Annotated in this window: 19 protein-coding genes; 8 read left to right on the top strand and 11 right to left on the bottom strand. The window is 72.3% G+C overall.

Annotated features, from left to right (window positions below):
• Nucleotides 1-2: 2 nt before the first annotated feature.
• A complete protein-coding gene (locus SGLAU_RS11370; RefSeq protein ID WP_043500747.1) occupies nt 3-269 on the bottom strand; it encodes a protealysin inhibitor emfourin in 267 nt (88 codons plus the stop codon).
• A gap of 32 nt (nt 270-301) precedes the next feature.
• Nucleotides 302-1,372, bottom strand: coding sequence for a M4 family metallopeptidase (locus SGLAU_RS11365; RefSeq protein WP_043506500.1), 1,071 nt, complete (start codon nt 1,370-1,372; stop codon nt 302-304).
• 318 nt (nt 1,373-1,690) lie between these two features.
• On the opposite strand from SGLAU_RS11365, the gene leuA reads away from it, so the two are divergent.
• From leuA to SGLAU_RS11345, 4 genes are all read left to right on the top strand, one after another.
• A complete protein-coding gene (gene leuA, locus SGLAU_RS11360) occupies nt 1,691-3,412 on the top strand; it encodes a 2-isopropylmalate synthase (RefSeq protein ID WP_043500745.1) in 1,722 nt (573 codons plus the stop codon).
• A 196-nt stretch (nt 3,413-3,608) separates the two neighbouring features.
• Nucleotides 3,609-4,304: a TerB family tellurite resistance protein gene (locus SGLAU_RS11355; protein ID WP_043500743.1), complete on the top strand. Its 696-nt coding sequence runs from the start codon at nt 3,609-3,611 to the stop codon at nt 4,302-4,304.
• 369 nt (nt 4,305-4,673) lie between these two features.
• Entirely contained in the window at nt 4,674-5,921 is a 1,248-nt protein-coding gene (locus tag SGLAU_RS11350; RefSeq protein WP_052413711.1) for a sensor histidine kinase, read from the top strand.
• A 130-nt stretch (nt 5,922-6,051) separates the two neighbouring features.
• A complete protein-coding gene (locus SGLAU_RS11345; protein ID WP_043500740.1) occupies nt 6,052-6,714 on the top strand; it encodes a response regulator in 663 nt (220 codons plus the stop codon).
• Between the two features lie 62 nt (nt 6,715-6,776).
• On the opposite strand, the gene SGLAU_RS11340 is transcribed toward SGLAU_RS11345, so the two are convergent.
• From SGLAU_RS11340 to SGLAU_RS11325, 4 genes are all read right to left on the bottom strand, one after another.
• The gene (locus tag SGLAU_RS11340) at nt 6,777-7,709 is read right to left on the bottom strand and encodes a hypothetical protein (protein ID WP_043500738.1); all 933 of its coding nucleotides are present in this window, start codon (nt 7,707-7,709) and stop codon (nt 6,777-6,779) included.
• Nucleotides 7,706-8,236 carry a SigE family RNA polymerase sigma factor gene (locus SGLAU_RS11335; RefSeq protein WP_043500736.1) on the bottom strand — a complete coding sequence of 177 codons (531 nt, stop codon included), beginning with the start codon at nt 8,234-8,236 and terminating at the stop codon, nt 7,706-7,708. The genes SGLAU_RS11340 and SGLAU_RS11335 overlap by 4 nt, the downstream gene beginning before the upstream one ends.
• Nucleotides 8,237-8,360: 124 nt before the next feature.
• A complete protein-coding gene (bla, locus tag SGLAU_RS11330) occupies nt 8,361-9,239 on the bottom strand; it encodes a class A beta-lactamase (protein WP_043500734.1) in 879 nt (292 codons plus the stop codon).
• Nucleotides 9,240-9,317: 78 nt separating this feature from the next.
• On the bottom strand, nt 9,318-10,841 hold the full coding sequence (locus SGLAU_RS11325) for an alpha/beta hydrolase (RefSeq protein WP_043506499.1): 1,524 nt from the start codon (nt 10,839-10,841) through the stop codon (nt 9,318-9,320).
• Nucleotides 10,842-11,022: 181 nt separating this feature from the next.
• Between SGLAU_RS11325 and recO the strand changes: the two genes are divergently transcribed.
• Nucleotides 11,023-11,769, top strand: a complete 747-nt coding sequence (recO, locus tag SGLAU_RS11320; RefSeq protein WP_043500731.1) for a DNA repair protein RecO — start codon at nt 11,023-11,025, stop codon at nt 11,767-11,769.
• Nucleotides 11,770-11,818: 49 nt separating this feature from the next.
• A complete protein-coding gene (locus SGLAU_RS11315) occupies nt 11,819-12,655 on the top strand; it encodes an isoprenyl transferase (protein ID WP_043500730.1) in 837 nt (278 codons plus the stop codon).
• 87 nt (nt 12,656-12,742) lie between these two features.
• Here SGLAU_RS11315 and SGLAU_RS11310 read toward each other — a convergent pair whose 3' ends face one another.
• The 4 genes from SGLAU_RS11310 to SGLAU_RS11295 are packed head-to-tail and all read right to left on the bottom strand — an operon-like array spanning nt 12,743 to nt 15,872.
• Complete coding sequence (locus tag SGLAU_RS11310) at nt 12,743-13,165, bottom strand: Fur family transcriptional regulator (RefSeq protein WP_043500729.1); 423 nt, start codon at nt 13,163-13,165, stop codon at nt 12,743-12,745.
• 60 nt (nt 13,166-13,225) lie between these two features.
• Nucleotides 13,226-14,128 carry a metal ABC transporter permease gene (locus tag SGLAU_RS11305; RefSeq protein ID WP_043500728.1) on the bottom strand — a complete coding sequence of 301 codons (903 nt, stop codon included), beginning with the start codon at nt 14,126-14,128 and terminating at the stop codon, nt 13,226-13,228.
• Complete coding sequence (locus SGLAU_RS11300; protein WP_043500726.1) at nt 14,128-14,895, bottom strand: metal ABC transporter ATP-binding protein; 768 nt, start codon at nt 14,893-14,895, stop codon at nt 14,128-14,130. The genes SGLAU_RS11305 and SGLAU_RS11300 overlap by 1 nt, the downstream gene beginning before the upstream one ends.
• 17 nt (nt 14,896-14,912) lie before the next feature.
• Nucleotides 14,913-15,872 carry a metal ABC transporter substrate-binding protein gene (locus SGLAU_RS11295; protein ID WP_043500724.1) on the bottom strand — a complete coding sequence of 320 codons (960 nt, stop codon included), beginning with the start codon at nt 15,870-15,872 and terminating at the stop codon, nt 14,913-14,915.
• A 160-nt stretch (nt 15,873-16,032) separates the two neighbouring features.
• On the opposite strand from SGLAU_RS11295, the gene SGLAU_RS11290 reads away from it, so the two are divergent.
• Entirely contained in the window at nt 16,033-17,415 is a 1,383-nt protein-coding gene (locus SGLAU_RS11290) for a glycine--tRNA ligase (protein WP_043500721.1), read from the top strand.
• 147 nt (nt 17,416-17,562) lie between these two features.
• Here SGLAU_RS11290 and SGLAU_RS11285 read toward each other — a convergent pair whose 3' ends face one another.
• Entirely contained in the window at nt 17,563-18,618 is a 1,056-nt protein-coding gene (locus SGLAU_RS11285; protein WP_043500719.1) for a chitinase, read from the bottom strand.
• A 197-nt stretch (nt 18,619-18,815) separates the two neighbouring features.
• Between SGLAU_RS11285 and SGLAU_RS11280 the strand changes: the two genes are divergently transcribed.
• The gene (locus tag SGLAU_RS11280) at nt 18,816-19,826 is read left to right on the top strand and encodes an aldo/keto reductase (RefSeq protein ID WP_043500716.1); all 1,011 of its coding nucleotides are present in this window, start codon (nt 18,816-18,818) and stop codon (nt 19,824-19,826) included.
• Nucleotides 19,827-19,843 lie beyond the last annotated feature (17 nt).

Raw genomic sequence — 19,843 nt, 5'->3', positions numbered from 1 at the left:
GGTCACGCGCCCTCCTTCAGGACGCGGGTGACCAGCGCCCGCAGGTCGTCCGTCAGCCGGGGGTCGCTCGCGTGGACCGTCCGGCCGTCCACGGTGATCTCGTAGCCGAAGCCGTCCGGCACGCCCGCCGGGCGGGTGGCGTGCCCGGCGGCCAGCGCCCGCTCGGCCAGGGCCCGCCACTCCTCGGCGTCGGGACGGCCGGTGGTGTCGATCTCGGCGTACCGCTCGATCCCCGCGAAACCGCCCGTGCGCCTCACCTGAATTCGCATGGCTCCCTGTCTAGTACGTCAGCCGTCGGAAGTCACAGGGTGCGCACCCCCACCTGTCCCCATGCCTTGCGCACGGCCTCGTGCTCGTCGCCGCCGTCGCCGTAGCGCTCCCGGGCGGCCCTGACGGTGAGGGTGGCGAAGTCCGTGAACCGGGCCCGCTCGGTCAGGTCCCCGCCGGTCAGCACGTCGTACCAGATCCGGCCGGCCTTCTCCCAGGCGTGGCCGCCGAGGGCGGTGGCCGCCAGGTAGAACGCGTGGTTGGGGATGCCCGAGTTGATGTGCACCCCGCCGTTGTCGCGGCCGGTGCGGACGTAGTCCTCCATGGTGGCGGGCTGCGGGTCCTTGCCGAGCACGTCGTCGTCGTACGCGGTGCCCGGCGCCTTCATCGAGCGCAGCGCCACCCCGTTGACGCCCGGCGCGAGCAGGCCCTCGCCGATCAGCCAGTCGGCCTCGCCGGCGGTCTGGCCGAGCGTGTACTGCTTGATCAGCGAGCCGAAGACGTCGGACATCGACTCGTTGAGGGCGCCCGGCTGGCCGTAGTAGGTGAGGTTCGCCGTGTACTGGGTGACGCCGTGGGTGAGTTCGTGGCCGATGACGTCGACCGGCAGGGTGAAGTCGAGGAAGACCTCGCCGTCCCCGTCGCCGAACACCATCTGCTCGCCGTTCCAGAAGGCGTTGGCGTAGTCCTCGTCGTAGTGGACGGTGGCGTCCAGGGGCAGGCCGTCGTCGTCGATCGAGTGGCGGCCGTAGGCCTTGAGGAACAGCTCGAAGGTGGCACCGAGACCGGCGTAGGCGCGGTTCACGGTGGCGTCCCCGCCCGGCTCGTCGCCCTCGCCGCGCACCTTGGTGCCGGGCAGCGCGGTGCGGTTCCCGGCGTCGTAGACGGTGCGCAGCGGCCGGTCCGAGGGGGCCTTGACGGCGGGTGCGGCGGCGAGGCGGAACTCGCTGGTCACCCGGCGCCGCCCGCGTAGTTCGCTGTCGCGGACCAGGGTGCGGCGGGCCGGCCCGGAGACGGCCGGGTTGCCGGAGCGGGCCAGCTTGTCGAGGAGGTGCGGCGGTACGACGGTGCAGAAGACGGGCTCGTGGCCCCCGAGGGTGCTCATGTCCGGCACCATCGCACTGCGTCATCGACCTGTCACGCGATGCAACTATGATGGGGGAAATGTCCAGCCGACACTCTCCCGTCGCCCCCGCCGAGTGGTATGGTGCACGTTTCGTACCCTTTGTTCCGACGGTCCCGCATACTGAAACGGACCCCCGCGTCCGGGGCGGCTCGGCTAGCATGCTGCGCATCATGCGTTTCGGGCTGCTTCTTCTTAGCTGCCGCGGCGAGGGCCTGTAGTCCAGGTCGACTCCCTCCCCGCGGAGCTTGGCGTTGCCGTCGGCCGTCCTTTCCGGACATCCCAAGGAGCCCCCGCATCATGGCCAACCGCCAGCAGCCCAGTTCCATGCCGATCCACAAGTACGGCCGCTACGAGCAGGTCGACATCCCGGACCGCACCTGGCCCGACCAGCGGATCACCAAGGCCCCCCGGTGGCTCTCCACCGACCTGCGTGACGGCAACCAGTCCCTGATCGACCCCATGTCCCCGGCGCGCAAGCGGGCCATGTTCGACCTGCTGGTCAAGATGGGCTACAAGGAGATCGAGATCGGCTTCCCGGCCTCCGGCCAGACCGACTTCGACTTCGTGCGCTCGATCATCGAGGAGGAGGGCGCGATCCCCGAGGACGTGACCATCTCCGTCCTCACCCAGGCCCGCGAGGACCTGATCGAGCGGACCGTGGAGTCCCTCAAGGGCGCCAGGCGCGCGACCGTCCACCTGTACAACGCCACCGCCCCGGTCTTCCGCCGGGTCGTCTTCCGCGGCTCGAAGGACGACATCAGGCAGATCGCCGTGGACGGCACGCGACTGGTCGTGGAGTACGCCGAGAAGCTGCTGGGCCCGGAGACCGAGTTCGGCTTCCAGTACAGCCCGGAGATCTTCACCGACACCGAGCTGGACTTCGCGCTGGAGGTCTGCGAGGGCGTCATGGACGTCTGGCAGCCCGGTCCGGACCGCGAGATCATCCTGAACCTGCCGGCCACCGTCGAGCGCTCCACCCCCTCCACCCACGCGGACCGCTTCGAGTGGATGCACCGCAACCTGTCGCGCCGTGAGTACGTCTGCCTGTCCGTGCACCCGCACAACGACCGCGGCACCGCCGTCGCCGCGGCCGAGCTGGCGCTGATGGCCGGCGCCGACCGCGTCGAGGGCTGCCTGTTCGGGCAGGGCGAGCGCACCGGCAACGTCGACCTGGTCACCCTGGGGATGAACCTGTTCTCGCAGGGCGTCGACCCGCAGATCGACTTCTCCGACATCGACGAGATCCGCCGTACCTGGGAGTACTGCAACCAGATGGAGGTCCACCCGCGCCACCCGTACGTGGGCGACCTGGTCTACACGTCCTTCTCCGGCTCCCACCAGGACGCCATCAAGAAGGGCTTCGACGCGATGGAGGCCGACGCGAAGGCCAGGGGCGTCACCGTCGACGACATCGAGTGGGCCGTGCCGTACCTGCCGATCGACCCCAAGGACGTCGGCCGCTCCTACGAGGCGGTCATCCGCGTCAACTCGCAGTCCGGCAAGGGCGGCGTCGCGTACGTCCTGAAGAACGACCACAAGCTGGACCTGCCGCGCCGGATGCAGATCGAGTTCTCCAAGATCATCCAGGCGAAGACCGACGCCGAGGGCGGCGAGGTCACGCCGAAGGACATCTGGGCGACCTTCGAGGACGAGTACCTGCCGAACCCGGAGAATCCCTGGGGTCGGATTCAGGTCAAGAACGGCCAGTCCACCACCGACCGCGACGGCGTCGACACGCTCACCGTGGAGGCCACCGTCGACGGCGCGGACACCGTGCTGACCGGCCAGGGCAACGGTCCCATCTCGGCCTTCTTCGACGCGCTCCAGTCCATCGGGATCGACGTACGGCTGCTGGACTACCAGGAGCACACCATGAGCGAGGGCGCGTCCGCGCAGGCCGCCTCCTACATCGAATGCGCGATCGACGGCAAGGTGCTGTGGGGCATCGGCATCGACGCCAACACCACCCGCGCCTCCCTGAAGGCGGTCGTCTCGGCCGTCAACCGGGCCGCGCGCTGAACCGTCCGCACCGTGGGTGCACGGGTCCCGCCCGCCGTCTTCCGGTGATCACCGGCGGGCGGGACCCCGTCACATACCGGCCACCCGGCCGCCCAGGTCACGGAAAGGTCTCGTCCGGGGTGCTGACTAGGGCTCATCCATGTGGCTAACATCACGCCAGCGCGGCGATGTTGCCGCGGGGCTACGGAGGTGCGACGTGCTGCCAGAACGGGGACGAGACGGCCGTGTCACCGGCCTTTCGCGCATGCTGGGCACCCGTACCGCATGGACGCCCGTGGGCGACGGGGAGTTCTTCTGCCCCGGCTGCGGCGGCGACCGCAACTACCAGCGGCTCACCGGACGCCGCCGGTTCACCCTGCTGGGCCTGCCGGTGCTGCCCCGCGGCGCGAGCGGGCCGGTCGTCGAGTGCGCGGCCTGCCGCCGGCACTACGGCACCGAGGTCCTCGACCACCCCACCACCACCCGCTTCTCCGCGATGCTCCGGGACGCCGTGCACACCGTCGCCCTCGCCGTGCTCGCCGCGGGCGGCGCCGGATCCCGCAGCGCGCTGGAGACCGCCGCGCAGGCGGTGCGCGCGGCCGGGTTCGACGACTGCACCGAGGAGCGGCTGGCCGCCCTCGTCGAGGCTCTGGAGGCGGACACCGGCCGGATCACCGGCGAGCCCTGCGGCCCCGGGCTGGCCATAGAGCTGCACGAGGCGCTGGACCCGCTGGCCCCGCACCTCGCGCCCGCCGGACGCGAATCGATCCTGCTCCAGGGCGCCAGGATCGCCCTCGCGGACGGTCCGTACACCACCGCCGAACGCGAGGCGCTGGCCACGGTGGGTGCCGCCCTCACCATCACCGCCGACGAAGTGAACCGCCTGCTCGTGGCGGCGCGCACGCCGTCCTGAGTACTCCCGGGGGAGTAGACCGGCCGCCGGGCCACCCCGCGCGGTAGCCCCGAACTCGCCCTCCGGCGCGACGCGCCGGCCCTCCCGCGCCGGAAGTCTGGAACGCAACCGGACATCCGCTGCGGAGGGAGGGCCCGTTCATGGGGGCCGGACGGACGACAGGCGGACGGCGGCCCGTGCGGAGCGCCCCGGCCGGCCCCGCACCGTCACCCGCCCGCCTCGCCCTCGGCGGGAGGGCGCGGTGGCCCGGCCGGCCGGTACAGGCGCCGGAGCCCGTACCGCCGGTCCGGGAGCCTGAGCGCGTCGACGCCGCCCCGGCCCCGGACGGTCCCACGGACGCCCCTCCCCTCCCGGAGGCGCGTCCTCCTCATGGAGGATGAGCCGGTGCCCGAAGCTGCCCGCAGACCCCGTATCGGCGAACGGATCATGGCGGCGGTCAACCGCGATCCGCGCACCGCCCCGCACGCCACCCGCAACGACATCCTGCTCGCCCTCGCGGTCACCACCCACGCCGTCGTCGTCGCCCTCGTCACCGACCCGGCCCGGCGGCCGGACGCGCTCGGCTGGGCGCTGCTGCTCGCCGCGCAGGTGCCGGTCGTGTGGCGGCGGCGCCACGCGGTGCCGGTGCTGGCCGCGGAAGCCGCCCTGCTGCTGCCGTACCACGCCCTCGACAACAACCACACCGCCCCCCTCGCCGTCTCGGTCGTCGCGGTGTACAGCCTCGCCGTCACCTGCCGGCCCCTGTACACCGTGCTCACCACCGGCGCGGCCCTGACCGTGTCGCTGAGCGTCATGACGCTGGTCAGCAGGCAGCAGGCCGTCGAGGCGCTGCGGATCTCCGGCTGGGTGTTCGCCGTGGTCTTCGTCGGCATCGACGTGCGCTACTACCGGCAGTACGTCGCCGCCATCGTCGAACGCGCCGAACGCGCCGAACGCACCCGCGAGGAGGAGGCCCGCCGCCGGGTCGCCGAGGAACGGCTGCGCATCGCCCGCGACCTGCACGACCTGCTGGCGCACAGCATCACCCTGATCGGCGTGCAGACCTCCGTCGCCGCCCACGTGCTGCACGCCGACCCCGGCCGCCTGGACCGGGCCGCCGTCGCGAAGGCCCTCGACGACATCGCCGAGACCTGCCGCACCGCGCGCGGCGAACTGCGCACCACCCTGGAGGTGCTGCGCGATCCGGGCGGACCCGACGCACGCGATCCGCTGCCCGGGCTGCACGGGCTGGCGGACCTGGCGGAGGCGGCCCGGGCGGCGGGTGCGAAGGCGGAACTGGACGTGCGGGCCGGTCAGGTGCCGCCCGCCGTCGGGGCCGCCGCCTACCGGATCGTGCAGGAGGCGCTGACGAACGCCGTGCGGCACGGCGGACGCGCCGGTCTCACCGTGGGCGTCCGGGTCTGGGACGACCGGCACGCCCTGCACGTGCGGGTCACCGACGACGGGGCGGGCGCCGGGACGGGCAGCCCCGGGTTCGGGCTCGTCGGGATGCGGGAACGGGCCCGCAGCGTGGGTGGCACCCTGGACGCCGGGCCCGGCCGGGAGCGGGGCTTCGAGGTACGGGCCGTACTGCCGTTGCGGACGGCGGGAGAGCGCCGGGAGCCGGAGGAGCGTTGAGAAGCGGGGGGAGCACATGGTGAGCCGGGGAGCGTCGAGTGCCGGGGGAGTCCGTGGGGGGCCGGGGGAGCGCCGGGGACGGGAAGTCCGTGGGGGGCCGGCGGAGACCGTCGAGAAACGGGGGGAAACGGTGATCCGAGTCCTGCTCGCCGACGACCAGACCCTCGTGCGGGCCGCGTTCGCGATGCTCGTCGAGTCCGCGCCGGACATGGAGGTGGTCGGTCAGGCCGGCACCGGCCGGGAGGCGGTGGAGCTGGCCCGCAGCGAACGCGCCGACCTGGTCGTGATGGACATCCGGATGCCCGACCTGGACGGCATCGAGGCGACCCGGCTGATCGCCGCCGACGAGGACCTGGCCGGCGTGAAGGTGCTCGTGCTGACCACCTACGACACCGACGAGCACATCGTCGAGGCGCTGCGCGCGGGCGCCTCCGGCTTCCTGGTCAAGGACACCAGGCCCGCCGAACTGCTCGACGGGATCCGCACCGTCGCGGCGGGCGAGGCGCTGCTGTCGCCCGGCCCGACCTCGCGGCTCATCGCCCGCTTCCTGCGCGGCCCCGCGGCCGGACCGCCGGTGGCCGGCCCCGACTGCCTCTCGGAACGGGAGCGGGAGGTGCTGACCCTGGTGGCGCGCGGCCTCAACAACACGGAGACCGCCGAGGCCCTGGGCCTGAGTCCGCTGACCGCGAAGACCCACGTCAGCCGCATCATGGGCAAGCTGGGGGCCCGGGACCGGGCCCAGCTGGTGATCGTGGCGTACGAGTCGGGGCTGGTGACACCGGGGAGCACGTGACGGGCGCCCGGGCGGTACCGACCCCTGTACGGTACCGCCCGCGCGCCGCCCCTCACGGGTCGTCAGGGCAGGTCGGCCAGGTAGTACTTGTCCTGGTCGGAGTCGTAGACCTGGCGGCCCGCTGCGTCGTAGCCCTTGATGTGCGGCGCCCGGGTGACCTGCTGGTCCAGGACGCCGGTGGCGACGAACCAGCCGTGGTCGATGACCGCGGTCCGCGGCTCCGCGTCGCCGTAGGAGACGGTCACCCTGGCGACCGAGGGGTGGACGGCGCCGATGCTGCCCCAGCGGAACGGCAGCCGCCAGTCGCCCTTGTCGAGGAACGACTGCGAGTACAGCTTGTGGGCGTTGACGTCCGGCATGACCTTGCCCTGGTCCGGCAGGGCCGTGTCCGCAACCCCGACGTTCAGCCCCGCGACCTCGCCGTCCTTGAGGTTGCAGATCACCCGGGTCCGGGGGGCCTCGTCGCGCACCGCGACCACGAACCGGCCGTCGCCGGGCGCGTTGCTGTCGCCGGTGCTGCGCATGCCGAGCAGGATCCGGTACTCCTCCGCCGCGCCCAGGTCCTGGAGCGAGCCGCCGCCCATGTCGGAGGCGAGGCAGTCCTCCAGCATGGCCGCCGCGGACTCGCGCGTCACACCGTCCAGCAGCTGCGCGTCGCTCGCCGGACCGGCGGGCCCGGCCGGAGCGGCAGGCGTCGGCGTCGGTGACGGCGTCGGTGTGGCGGACGCGGCGGGCGACACGGCCCGGCCGCCGCCCTCCGGACCGGTCAGCGCAGCGGCTCCCACCGGCACCACGGCCAGCGTCACCAGCGCGGCCCCGACCGTCGCCGCCCGCCGGCGCCGCTCGGCCACCCCCCGGCGCCGGATCGCCGGATAGGGCGCCGCCGAGGGCCGGATGGTGAAGGCGTCGTCGGCGAGCAGCGCCCGCACCCGCTCCTCGAACTCCCGCTCGCCGTCCCCGTGCCGCGCGGTCTCCTCGTGCTCTTCCCCGCTCACCTGCTGTCTCCCTGCCTGGACGGCACACCCATGGCCTGGGCGAGCCCCGGATACGTACGCAACTTCGCCAGCCCCTTGGACGCCTGGCTCTTCACCGTGCCCGGCGAGCAGCCGAGCACGTCGGCGACCTCCGCCTCGGACAGGTCCTCCCAGTAGCGCATGACCACCACCGCGCGCTGCCGGGGCGGCAGTCCGGCCAGCGCGGTCAGCAGCGAGCTGCGCTCGTCCACCCACGCCACGGCCGCGTCGCTGCCCGCCCGCTCCGGCGGCGAGGCGGTCAGCGCCTCGGACACCCGCCGCTTGCGGAACCGGTCGCTGTTGCAGCTGACGAGCATCCGGCGGACGTACGCCTCCGGGTTGTCGCTGCGCGCGATCCGCCGCCAGGAGCGGTAGGCCTTGGCCAGCGCCGTCTGGGTCAGATCCTCGGCGTGGTGCGGGTCGCCCGTCAGCAGATAGGCGGTCCGCACCAGATGGGACCACCGCGCTCTGACGAACTCCTGGAACTGGGCCTCTTGCTCGGCCTTCATCAAGCACCCTCCTCGCCCTCCAGACCACCGGTCGGACGGAATCGGTTGCCCGGCGGGCGCGGCGGATTCCGGCGAGGGCGGAGGCAAGGGGGAGGGTGGGGGCGGGGACAGGGACGGGGGCGGGTCAGGCGAGGGCGTCCGTCAGGACCTTCGCGGTCCGCGCGATGAGGGTGTTGTCCCTGACCGCGGCCGGGTCGAACATGCGGGACAGGACGGCGAGGACGACCGGTGTGCCGTCCGGGGTCCAGGCGACGCCGACGTTGTTGTTGACGCCGTAGTCGCCGCCGCCGGTCTTGTCGGCGACCGTCCAGGTCGGCGGGACGCCGGCGCGCAGCCGGTCGGAGCTGGTGGTGTTGTTCAGCAGCCAGTGCCCGAGCAGCTCCCGGTCGGCGCCGGGGAGCGCGTCGCCGAGCACCAGCCGGGCGTAGGTGCGGCCGATCGCGCGCGGGCTGGTGGTGTCCGTGACCCGCCACGGCTCCGCCGAGTTCAGCTCGGTCTCCCAGCGGTCCAGCCGGGTCACCGGGTCGCCGAGGGAGCGGGCGAACCGGGTGATCGCGGTGGGGCCGCCCAGCTCCCGCAGCAGCAGGTTGCCGGCCGCGTTGTCGCTGTAGCGGATGGTGACGTCGCACAGTTCGGCCACGGTCATGCCCTCGGCCAGGTGCTTGCGCGTCTCGTCGGAGCCGTCGACCAGGTCGGCCTCCGTGTAGTGGATCCGGCGGGCGAGGAACTCGCCGTCCCGGTCCAGGTCGCGCAGGACGGCCGCGGCGGCCAGGGTCTTGAAGAGGGAGCAGATCGGGAACAGGTCGTCGGCGTGGTGCCGGATCGTCCGTCCCGTGCCGACGTTGTGCGCGTAGACGCCGAGCTTGGCGCCGTACTCCCGCTCCAGGGCGCGCAGCCGTCCGGTGACACCGGCCGGACCGCCGGTGGCGTGGGCGGCGGCCGGGGCGAGCAGGGCGGCGGCGCCTGCCGCGCCGGCGGTGAGGAGGGTGCGTCGGGTGAACACTGGGGCTCCTTTTGCTCCGGGACACCGGTCACTCGGGTCGCACGAGTGACCTTCTCTCCCCTGACCGACGCAGCCGCCTCACTCCCCGGTTGCGGTGGGGCCCTCCCCCCGGCCGCAGTACACGTCCCGCTCCGGGCGCTCGCCCGTCGCCAGGAAGCGGGAGACCGTCGCGTCGCCGCAGGCGTTGCCGTTGGCGAGGTAGGCGTCGTGGCCGGTGGAGTCGACGGTGACCATGCGCGCGCGGTCCCCGAGGGCCGCGCGCAGCCTCAGCGCGCCCGCGAGCGGGGTGGCCGGATCGCGCTCGTTCTGCAAGAGCAGCATGTTCGACGGGCCGGCGGCGGTGATCCGCACCGGCGGTTCCTGCGGCTCGAACGGCCAGGCGGCGCACATCATCGCGTTCCGCGGCATGCCGGCCGTCAGCGGGTACGCCGCCCGGCTCGCCGCGACCCCCTCGGCGTACACCGCGGCGTGACGGGGCCACGCGATGTCGTTGCAGAGGGTCGCGGCGCCGACGGCGAGCGAGTTCTGCAGGCCGGCCACCTGCTGCGGCGAGGGCGCCGTCACGGGCGGGACCCGTCCGTCGAGGGCGCCGTCGATCAGCCGGGCCAGCCGCTCGAAGCCGTCCGGGTCGTACATCGTCTGCAGCATGGACTGGCGCAGCACATTGCCGTTCAGCTCGGCGGGACCGGCGTTCGGCCACGGGATCGGCTCGCGGTCGAGGCGGTCCGCGAGCCGCAGGAAGAGCGCGCGCACCCCGGCGGGCGTATCGGCGAGCCGCACCGGGGAGTCCGGTGCCGACGCCCACGCGGCGAACTCGGGGAAGGTGTCCTCCACGCCCCGCTCGTGCGCCGCGATCCAGCCGCGGCCCACCCGGCGGGGGTCGGGGTCGTCGTTGCTGTCGAGCACGATCCGGTCGGTGCGGTGCGGGAACATCCGGCTGTAGACGGCGCCGGCGTACGTGCCGTACGACACGCCCCAGGCGGACAGCTTCCGCTCGCCCAGCGCGGCCCGGACGCGGTCCAGGTCGCGGGCCTCGTTGGCGGTGCTGATGTGCCGGATCAGCTCCCCGCCGTTGCGTGCGCAGGCGTCCGAGACGCGCCGCGCGACGGCCATGGCGGCGTCGACGGACCCGTCCGGCGCCGGATAGGGGCGGGCGACCCGGGTGACGGCCAGGTCCTCGTGGGCGAGCCCGCAGCTCACCGCCGTGGACGGGGCCAGGCCGCGCGGCGCGAACCCGATCAGGTCGTAGGCGTCCCGCACCTCCTGCGGCAGCTTCCGCCCCCGGCCCGAGGGGTCGTGGAGGCTCGAGTTCCCGGGGCCGCCCGGGATGAGCAGTAAGACGCCCCGCCGCCGCGCCGGGTCCTCGCTGGGGATGCGGGAGACGACGAGCTCGACGGTCCCGGCGCCCGGGTCGGAGTAGTCCATCGGCACCTCGACGGTGGCGCACCGCTGCCGGGGGTCGGGGGCGGGGGCACTCCCGGCGCACGCGCCCCAGTCGAGGGAGGGCGCGGCGGCGGAGGCGGCGGACGGCACGGTGAGCCCGGCGGACAGCAGGGCGGCGGAGGCGGCGAGCAGGCCGGCGGTGCGCGTGGTCTTCTTCATGCCCACGAGCCTCGCCGCACCCCGCCCGCCCCCACATCCGGGCCGCACCCTCGAAGAAGCGGGGGTCACCCCGGTATCCCGTCTCAGGGTCATCCCCGGCACGGACCGGCTCACGGGCCGCACCGGCAGCGGCGGTCCGGTTCCCGCCGGGGCAGCCGCGCGCGTAGGCGAGAATGGGCCCATGAGTCTGTTCCGCGACGACGGCATCGTGCTGCGCACCCAGAAGCTGGGTGAGGCGGACCGGATCATCACCCTGCTCACCCGCGGTCACGGCCGGGTACGGGCCGTGGCGAGGGGCGTGCGCCGCACGAAGTCCAAGTTCGGTGCGCGTCTCGAACCGTTCTCCCACGTCGACGTGCAGTTCTTCGCCCGCGGGAGCGAGCTGGTGGGGCGGGGGCTGCCGCTGTGCACGCAGAGCGAGACCATCGCCCCCTACGGAGGCGCGATCGTCACCGACTACGCCCGGTACACGGCCGGCACGGCCATGCTGGAGACCGCCGAGCGGTTCACCGACCACGAGGGCGAGCCGGCGGTGCAGCAGTACCTGCTGCTGGTCGGCGCCCTGCGCACGCTCGCACGCGGGGAGCACGCGCCGCACCTCGTGCTGGACGCGTTCCTGCTGCGCTCCCTCGCCGTCAACGGCTACGCCCCCAGCTTCAGCGACTGCGTGAAGTGCGGGATGCCCGGGCCCAACCGGTTCTTCTCGGTGGCGTCCGGCGGTACGGTCTGCGTGGACTGCCGGGTGCCCGGCAGCGTCGTGCCCTCGCCGCGGACCCTGGAACTGCTCGCCGCGCTGCTCACGGGAGACTGGGAGACCGCGGACGCGTGCGAGCCGCGGTACGTGCGGGAGGGCAGCGGACTGGTGTCCGCCTATCTGCACTGGCATCTGGAGCGCGGACTGCGCTCGCTCCGATACGTCGAGAAGTGACTCCGGCGAGAACGAGCACGGCGAAGAGAACTAGGGAGACGAGAAGCACATGGTCGTACGCGGGTTCCTGGGGCGTCAGCGCCGCGAGTACAGGACGCCGGAGCCGCACCCGTCCGGTGCGCGGCCGCCCAGGCTCCCCGGCGAGCTGGTGCCGAACCACGTGGCGATCGTCATGGACGGCAACGGCCGCTGGGCCAAGGAACGCGGCCTGCCGCGCACCGAGGGGCACAAGGTCGGTGCCGAGCGCGTGCTGGACGTGCTGCAGGGCGGGATCGAGATGGGCGTCGGCGCGATCTCGCTGTACGCCTTCTCCACCGAGAACTGGAAGCGCTCGCCTGACGAGGTCCGCTTCCTGATGAACTTCAACCGCGACTTCATCCGCAAGACCCGCGACCAGCTCGACGAACTGGGCATCCGGGTGCGCTGGGTGGGGCGGATGCCCAAGCTGTGGAAGTCGGTCGCCAAGGAACTCCAGATCGCCCAGGAGCAGACGAAGGACAACGACCGGCTCACGCTGTACTTCTGCATGAACTACGGCGGCCGGGCGGAGATCGCCGACGCGGCGAAGGCGCTCGCGGAGGACGTGCGGGCGGGCCGGCTGGACCCCGCCAAGGTCACCGAGAAGACGCTCCAGAAGTACCTGTACTACCCGGACATGCCGGACGTGGACCTGTTCCTGCGCCCGAGCGGCGAACAGCGCACCTCGAACTACCTGCTGTGGCAGAGCGCGTACGCCGAGATGGTCTTCCAGGACGTGCTGTGGCCCGACTTCGACCGCCGTGACCTGTGGCGCGCCTGCCTCGAGTTCGCCTCCCGCGACCGCCGGTTCGGCGGCGCCGTCCCGAACGAGGAACTGCTGGCCATGGAGGGCAGGCAGCAGGGCTGAGCACGGCCGGCGGGCCGGGTCCGCCCCACGGTCATGGACGTGATCATGGGCTTGGGGCGGAGCGGCTCACCGCGTCCTCGGGCGCGCTCAGTCCTCGGTGGCCGCCCGTGCGCAGTCCGCGCAGGTGCCGAAGATCTCCACCGTGTGCGCCACGTTCACATAGCCGTGCTCGGCAGCGATGGCGTCCGCCCACTTCTCCACCGCCGGGCCCTCCACCTCGACCGCCTTGCCGCACACGCGGCAGACCAGGTGGTGGTGGTGCTCGCCGGTGGAGCACCGGCGGTAGACGGCCTCGCCGTCGGAGGTGCGCAGCACGTCGACCTCGCCGGCCTCGGCGAGGGACTGGAGGGTGCGGTAGACCGTGGTCAGCCCGACGGAGTCGCCCTTGTGCTTGAGCATGTCGTGCAGGTCCTGCGCGCTGCGGAACTCGTCGACTTCGTCGAGGGCTGCCGCCACGGCGGCACGCTGCCGGGTGGCGCGGCCCTTCACGGGCGGTCCAGCGGTCGTCACCGTTGCCTCCTCACGTCTTGCTGCGGTCCGGGCCATTGTGCCAGCCCGGACCGGCGGCGGTCAGACGCCGATCTGGTCCCCGGTCGGACGGCTGGCCGGAATCGTGCACTCCGCGGGGTCCGCGGGCGGCCGGGCGGCAGCCGCCGCCCGGGCCCTGCGCCGGGCCAGCGGAGCCGCCAGCGCGGTCAGCACCACGAACGCGCCGATGGTCAGCAGCACGATCGTCGCCCCGGGCGGCACGTCCTGGTAGTACGAGGTCACGGTGCCGCCGAGGGTCACGGCCACCCCGATCGCCACGGCGATCGCGAAGGTGGCGGCGAAGCTGCGGCTGAGCTGCTGGGCGGCGGCCACCGGCACCACCATCAGCGCGGACACCAGCAGCAGGCCGACCACGCGCATCGCGACCGTGACCGTCACGGCCGCGGTGACGGCCGTCAGCAGGTTCAGCGCCCGCACCGGCAGGCCGGTGACCCGCGCGAACTCCTCGTCCTGACTGACCGCGAAGAGCTGGCGGCGCAGCCCGAGGGTGACCAGCACCACGAAGGCCGCCAGCAGGCAGATGGCGGTGACGTCCGACTCGGAGACCGTCGACAGGGAGCCGAAGAGGTACGAGGTCAGGTTGGCGTTGGAGCCCGCCGGCGCGAGGTTGATGAACATCACACCGCCGGCCATGCCGCCGTAGAACAGCATCGCGAGCGCGATGTCGCCGCGGGTCCTGCCGTACCAGCGGATCAGCTCCATCAGGACCGCGCCGAGCACGGAGACCAGCGTGGCCATCCACACCGGTGACCAGGACAGCAGGAAGCCGAGGCCGACGCCGGTCATGGCGACGTGGCCGATGCCGTCCCCCATCAGGGCCTGGCGGCGCTGCACCAGGTAGATGCCGACCGCGGGCGCGGTGATGCCGACCAGGACGGCGGCGAGCAGCGCCCGCTGCATGAAGTCGTAGTTCAGGAATTCCATCAGCTCAGCAGTCCCGTCCGGATCGGTTCGGCGTCGTGAGCCGCGTGCGGATGGACGTGGTCGTGGCCGGGCAGCGCGTGCTGGCCGACCGCCTTCGGGGGCGGGCCGTCGTGCAGCACGCAGCCGTCGCGCAGCACCACCGCCCGGTCGATCAGGGGCTCCAGCGGGCCCAGCTCGTGCAGCACGACCAGCACGGTCGCGCCCTGGGCGACCTGCTCGCGCAGGGTCGAGGCCAGCACCTCCTGGCTGGCCAGGTCGACGCCCGCCATCGGCTCGTCCATGATCAGCAGCTCGGGGCCGGCGGCGAGCGCGCGGGCGATCAGCACCCGCTGGTGCTGGCCGCCGGAGAGCGCGCCCACCGCGTCCCCGGCCCGGTCCGCCATGCCGACCAGGTCCAGGGCGCGGCGGACGGCCTCGCGGTCGCTCTTGCGGAAGACGCCGAAGCGGGTCCGGGACAGACGGCCGGACGAGACCACCTCGTTCACGGTCGCCGGGACGCCGCCCGCGGCGGTGGTGCGCTGCGGGACGTAGCCGACGCGCGCCCAGTCGCGGAACCGCCGGCGGGGGGTGCCGAACAGCTCGATCTCGCCGGCGCTGACCGGCACCTGGCCGATGACGGCGCGCACGGCCGTGGACTTGCCGGAGCCGTTCGCGCCGAGCAGCGCGACCACCTCACCGCGGGACACGGTGAGGTCGATACCGCGCAGGACGGGGCGCGAGCCCAGCTCGGCACGTACGCCGCGCAGGGATATGACGGGCTCGCTCACAGGGGCCTCCGTAACGATCACTTGGCGCCGAGGGCCGTCTTCAGCGCGCTGAGGTTGGACTCCATGACCTGGAAGTAGTCGTCGCCCTCGGACTTGTCGGTGATGCCCTCGAGCGGGTCGAGCACGCCGGTCTTCAGGCCGGCGTCCTTCGCGAGCGTCTTCGCGGTCTTGTCGCTCACCAGTGTCTCGTAGAACACCGTGGTCACGCCGTCGGCCTTGGCCTCCTCCTGGAGTTCCCTGATCCGGGCGGGGCTCGGCTCGGACTCCGGGTCGAGGCCGCTGATGGCCTCCTGGGTGAGGCCGTAGCGCTCGGCGAAGTAGCCGAACGAGGCGTGGTTGGTGAAGAAGACCTTGGTCTCGGTGTTCTTCAGCCCGTCGCGGAACTTGGTGTCCAGGGCGCCGAGCCGGTCGACCAGGGCGTCGGTGTTCTTCCTGTAGTCGGCGGCGTGGTCCGGGTCGGCCTTCTCGAAGGCGGCGCCGACGCCCTCGGCGATCTCGGCGTACTTCACCGGGTCGAGCCAGACGTGGGGGTCGAGGGCGTGCTCCTCCTCGGCGTGCTCCCCGGCGTGCTCCTCGCCCTCGTGGCCGTGGTCGTGCTCGACGTCGCCGTGGTCGGCCAGCTCGGTGAGGGAGGCCGCGTCGATCTTGGTCTTCACGTCGGCCTGGCCGACGGCCTCGTCGACGGCGGGCTGGAGGGACTTCAGGTAGAGGACCGCGTCGGCTTCCTGGAGTTCGGCGGTCTGCCGGGTGCTCAGCTCCAGGTCGTGCGGTTCCTGGCCGGGCTCGGTGAGGGTGGTGACGTGCACGTGGTCCCCGCCGATCTGCTCGGCGAGGAACTGCATCGGGTAGAACGACGCGACGACATCGAACCTGTCGGTGCCGCCCGCGCCGGCGGAGTCGCTGGAGCAGGCGGTCAGGGCGGCGAGACCGAGGGCGGTCACCGCCGCGGTGGGTATGAGGCGTCGTCGTACGTTCATGAGAGTCATTTTCAACAAAAGTGGAAACCGTTGTCAACAAAGCCCTCATTCGGGACAGGGGGGATCCCGATTTGGTTCAGGGGGAGTCCGCGCCGGTAACCTGAAGCATTCGCTGGAAGCACCTCGCTTCGTCGCCCGTCGTCGTAATGAAGAGAGCACCGTGGCCGCCGACAAGATCGACACCATCGTCAGCCTGAGCAAGCGCCGTGGCTTCGTTTTCCCGTGCAGTGAGATCTACGGCGGTCAGCGTGCCGCCTGGGACTACGGGCCGCTGGGTGTCGAGCTCAAGGAGAACATCAAGCGCCAGTGGTGGCGCTACATGGTGACGTCGCGCGAGGACGTCGTCGGCATCGACTCGTCCGTGATCCTCGCCCCCGAGGTCTGGGTCGCCTCCGGCCACGTCGCCACCTTCACCGACCCGCTCACCGAGTGCACCTCCTGTCACAAGCGGTTCCGCGCGGACCACCTGGAGGAGGCGTACGAGGAGAAGAAGGGCCGCGCCCCCGAGAACGGCCTCGCCGACATCAACTGCCCGAACTGCGGCACCAAGGGCCAGTTCACCGAGCCCAAGCAGTTCTCCGGGCTGCTCTCCACCCACCTCGGCCCGACCCAGGACTCCGGCTCGGTCGCCTACCTGCGCCCCGAGACCGCCCAGGGCATCTTCACCAACTTCGCCCAGGTGCAGGTCGCCTCGCGCAAGAAGCCGCCGTTCGGCATCGCGCAGATGGGCAAGTCCTTCCGCAACGAGATCACGCCCGGCAACTTCATCTTCCGCACCCGCGAGTTCGAGCAGATGGAGATGGAGTTCTTCGTCAAGCCGGGCGAGGACGAGCAGTGGCAGGAGTACTGGATGGAGCAGCGCTGGAACTGGTACACCGGTCTCGGCCTGCGCGAGGAGAACATGCGGTGGTACGAGCACCCGCAGGAGAAGCTCTCGCACTACTCCAAGCGCACCGCTGACATCGAGTACCGCTTCCAGTTCGGCGGCAGCGAGTGGGGCGAGCTGGAGGGTGTCGCCAACCGCACCGACTACGACCTCGGCGCCCACTCCAAGGCCTCCGGCCAGGACCTCTCCTACTTCGACCAGGAGGCCGGCGAGCGCTGGACGCCGTACGTCATCGAGCCCGCGGCCGGTGTCGGCCGCACCATGCTGGCCTTCCTCCTCGACGCCTACGTCGAGGACGAGGCGCCCAACGCCAAGGGCAAGATGGAGAAGCGCACGGTGCTGCGCCTCGACCACCGCCTGGCCCCGGTGAAGGTCGCGGTCCTGCCGCTGTCCCGCAACGCGGAGCTGTCCCCGAAGGCCAAGGGCCTCGCCCAGGCGCTGCGCCAGCACTGGAACATCGAGTTCGACGACGCCGGCGCCATCGGCCGCCGCTACCGCCGCCAGGACGAGATCGGCACCCCGTACTGCGTCACCGTCGACTTCGACACCCTCGACGACAACGCGGTCACCGTCCGCGAGCGCGACACGATGAAGCAGGAGCGCGTCTCCCTCGACCAGATCGAGGGCTACCTGGCCGGCCGCCTGATCGGCTGCTGACCTCCGCCCGCGCCGTCGGCCCCCGGCGCCGGACCCGAAGCGGTCCGGTGCCGGGGGCCTTCGCCGTCCGGGGCGCGGGGACCTTCGCGTCCCCGCCGCCATGGTGCGCGGCGGGCACCCCGCGTCCCCGTGCGAACCGGCGGCCGGTCAGCGGCCCTGGAGTGCCTTGACGTTGTCGCCGAAGGTCCAGTTGCGCGAGCCGTCCCAGTTCAGCGACCAGGTCATCAGGCCCTTGAGGGACGTGCCGTAGTGCCGCCAGGCCTGGGCGACCTGGGACGGCGACAGGTAGCCGCCGCCCGCGCCGGGCTGGGCGGGCAGACCCGGGACCTGCTTGTCGTAGGGCACCCGGATCGTGGTGCCCTGCACGACCAGGCCGCGGTTCAGGCAGTCGGTCTGGGCGGTGAACCCCTGGACCGTGCCGGCCGCGTAGGAGTCGCCGGAGCAGCCGTACATGCTGCCGTTGTAGTACTGCATGTTCAGCCACCACAGGCGGCCGTTGTCGGCGTACTTCTTGATGATGGGCAGGTACGCGCCCCAGATCGAGCCGTAGACCACGCTGCCGCCGGTGACGTACGCCGTCTCCGGGGCCATGGTGAGGCCGAAGCCGGCCGGCATGCGCGCCAGGATGCCGTCGATGATCCGGATCAGGTTCGTCTGGGACGGGGACAACTGGGTGATGCTGCCGCTGCCGACCAGACCGGTCTCGATGTCGATGTCGATGCCGTCGAAGTTGTACTTCTGCAGGATCGGCACGATCGTCGCGACGAACCGGTCGGCCACGGCGGCGGAGCTGAGGTCGATGCCGGCCGCGGCGCCGCCGATGGAGAGCAGGATCGTCTGCCCGGACGCCTTGGCCGCGCACATCTCGGCGGGGGTGGCCACCTTCACGCCGGTGTCCATGCCGTCCTCCCACAGCGCGGTGCCGTCGGAGCGGATCACGGGGAAGGCCGCGTTGATCACGTTGTAGCCGTGAGCGCGGATGCGGGAGTCGGTGATCGGTGTCCAGCCGAAGGGCGGGTGGACCCCGTTCGCGGCGCCGTCCCAGTTCTCCCAGTAGCCCTGGAGCACCTTGCCGGCGGGTTTGGGGTTCAGTACGCAGGTGTCGGCGGCCGACGCGGTGGGGGCGGCGGCCAGGGAGAGGGGGGCGAGGAGGGCGGTGCCGAGCGCGGTGGTGAGCAGGCGGCGCAGGGTGCGGCGGAGCATGCGGGCCTCCCGGTGGGGGTGCGGTGAGGTGTCGTAGGCATGACAGTGCGCGGTCCCCTGACGATGCGCTTGGTCCAGACCTTTCGTCAAGAGGTCTGGACCAAAGAGGAGGGGCGGGTCCGGCCGGAGCCCGGATCGCTGACAACTGACGACTGACAGATATTGAAATCTGTCAGTCGTCATGCCAGGCTGGTGTCATGACGATCCAGACACGCACCCTCGGCACCACCGGCCCCCAGGTCTCCGCACTCGGCCTCGGCTGCATGGGCATGTCCGCGCTCTACGGCGACACCGACCGCGCGGAGTCGCTGGCGACCATCCACGCGGCGCTCGAAGCGGGCGTCACCCTCCTCGACACCGGCGACTTCTACGGCATGGGCCACAACGAACTGCTGATCGGCGAGGCGCTGCGCACCGCACCCGCCGCCCGCCGGGAACAGGCCCTGGTCAGCGTGAAGTTCGGCGCGCTGCGCGGCCCCGACGGCGGCTGGCTCGGCTACGACGGCCGGCCCGAGGCGGTGCACAACTTCGCGGCGTACTCCCTCCAGCGCCTCGGCGTCGACCACATCGACGTCTACCGCATCGCACGCCTCGACCCGGCCGTCCCCGTCGAGGAGACCGTCGGCGCCATCGCCGAACTCGTCGAGCGGGGATACGTCCGGCACATCGGCCTCAGCGAGGTCGGCGCCGACACCGTCCGCAGGGCCGCCGCGACCGCGCCCATCGCGGACCTCCAGATCGAGTACTCGCTGATCTCCCGAGGCATCGAGGCGGAGATCCTGCCCGTCACGCGCGAACTGGGCATCGGCGTCACCGCGTACGGCGTCCTCTCCCGGGGACTGATCTCCGGCCACTTCACCGCCGACCGGCAGCTTCCCGCGAACGACTTCCGGGCCCTGTCGCCCCGCTTCCAGGGCGAGAACCTGCGCCACAACCTGGCGCTCGTGGAGGCGCTGCGGAAGATCGCCGAGCAGAAGGGCGCCTCCGTCGCGCAGATCGCCATCGCCTGGGTGCTGGCCCGCGGCGAGGACATCGTGCCGCTGGTCGGCGCACGCCGCCGGGACCGGCTCACCGAGGCGCTGGGCGCGCTGGAGGTCACCCTGGAGGCCGCCGACCTCGCGGCGATCGAGGCGGCCGTACCGGCGGACGCGGCGGCCGGCGAGCGCTACCCCGCCTCCCAGATGGCACACCTCGACAGCGAGCGGTGAACCACCCGCCGGGTACC

It is taken from the genome of Streptomyces glaucescens, assembly GCF_000761215.1.
GTDB classification, from domain to species: domain Bacteria; phylum Actinomycetota; class Actinomycetes; order Streptomycetales; family Streptomycetaceae; genus Streptomyces; species Streptomyces glaucescens_B.
The sequence above is the reverse complement of the archived record's forward strand: the minus strand, read 5'-3'. Positions and strand labels throughout refer to the sequence as shown.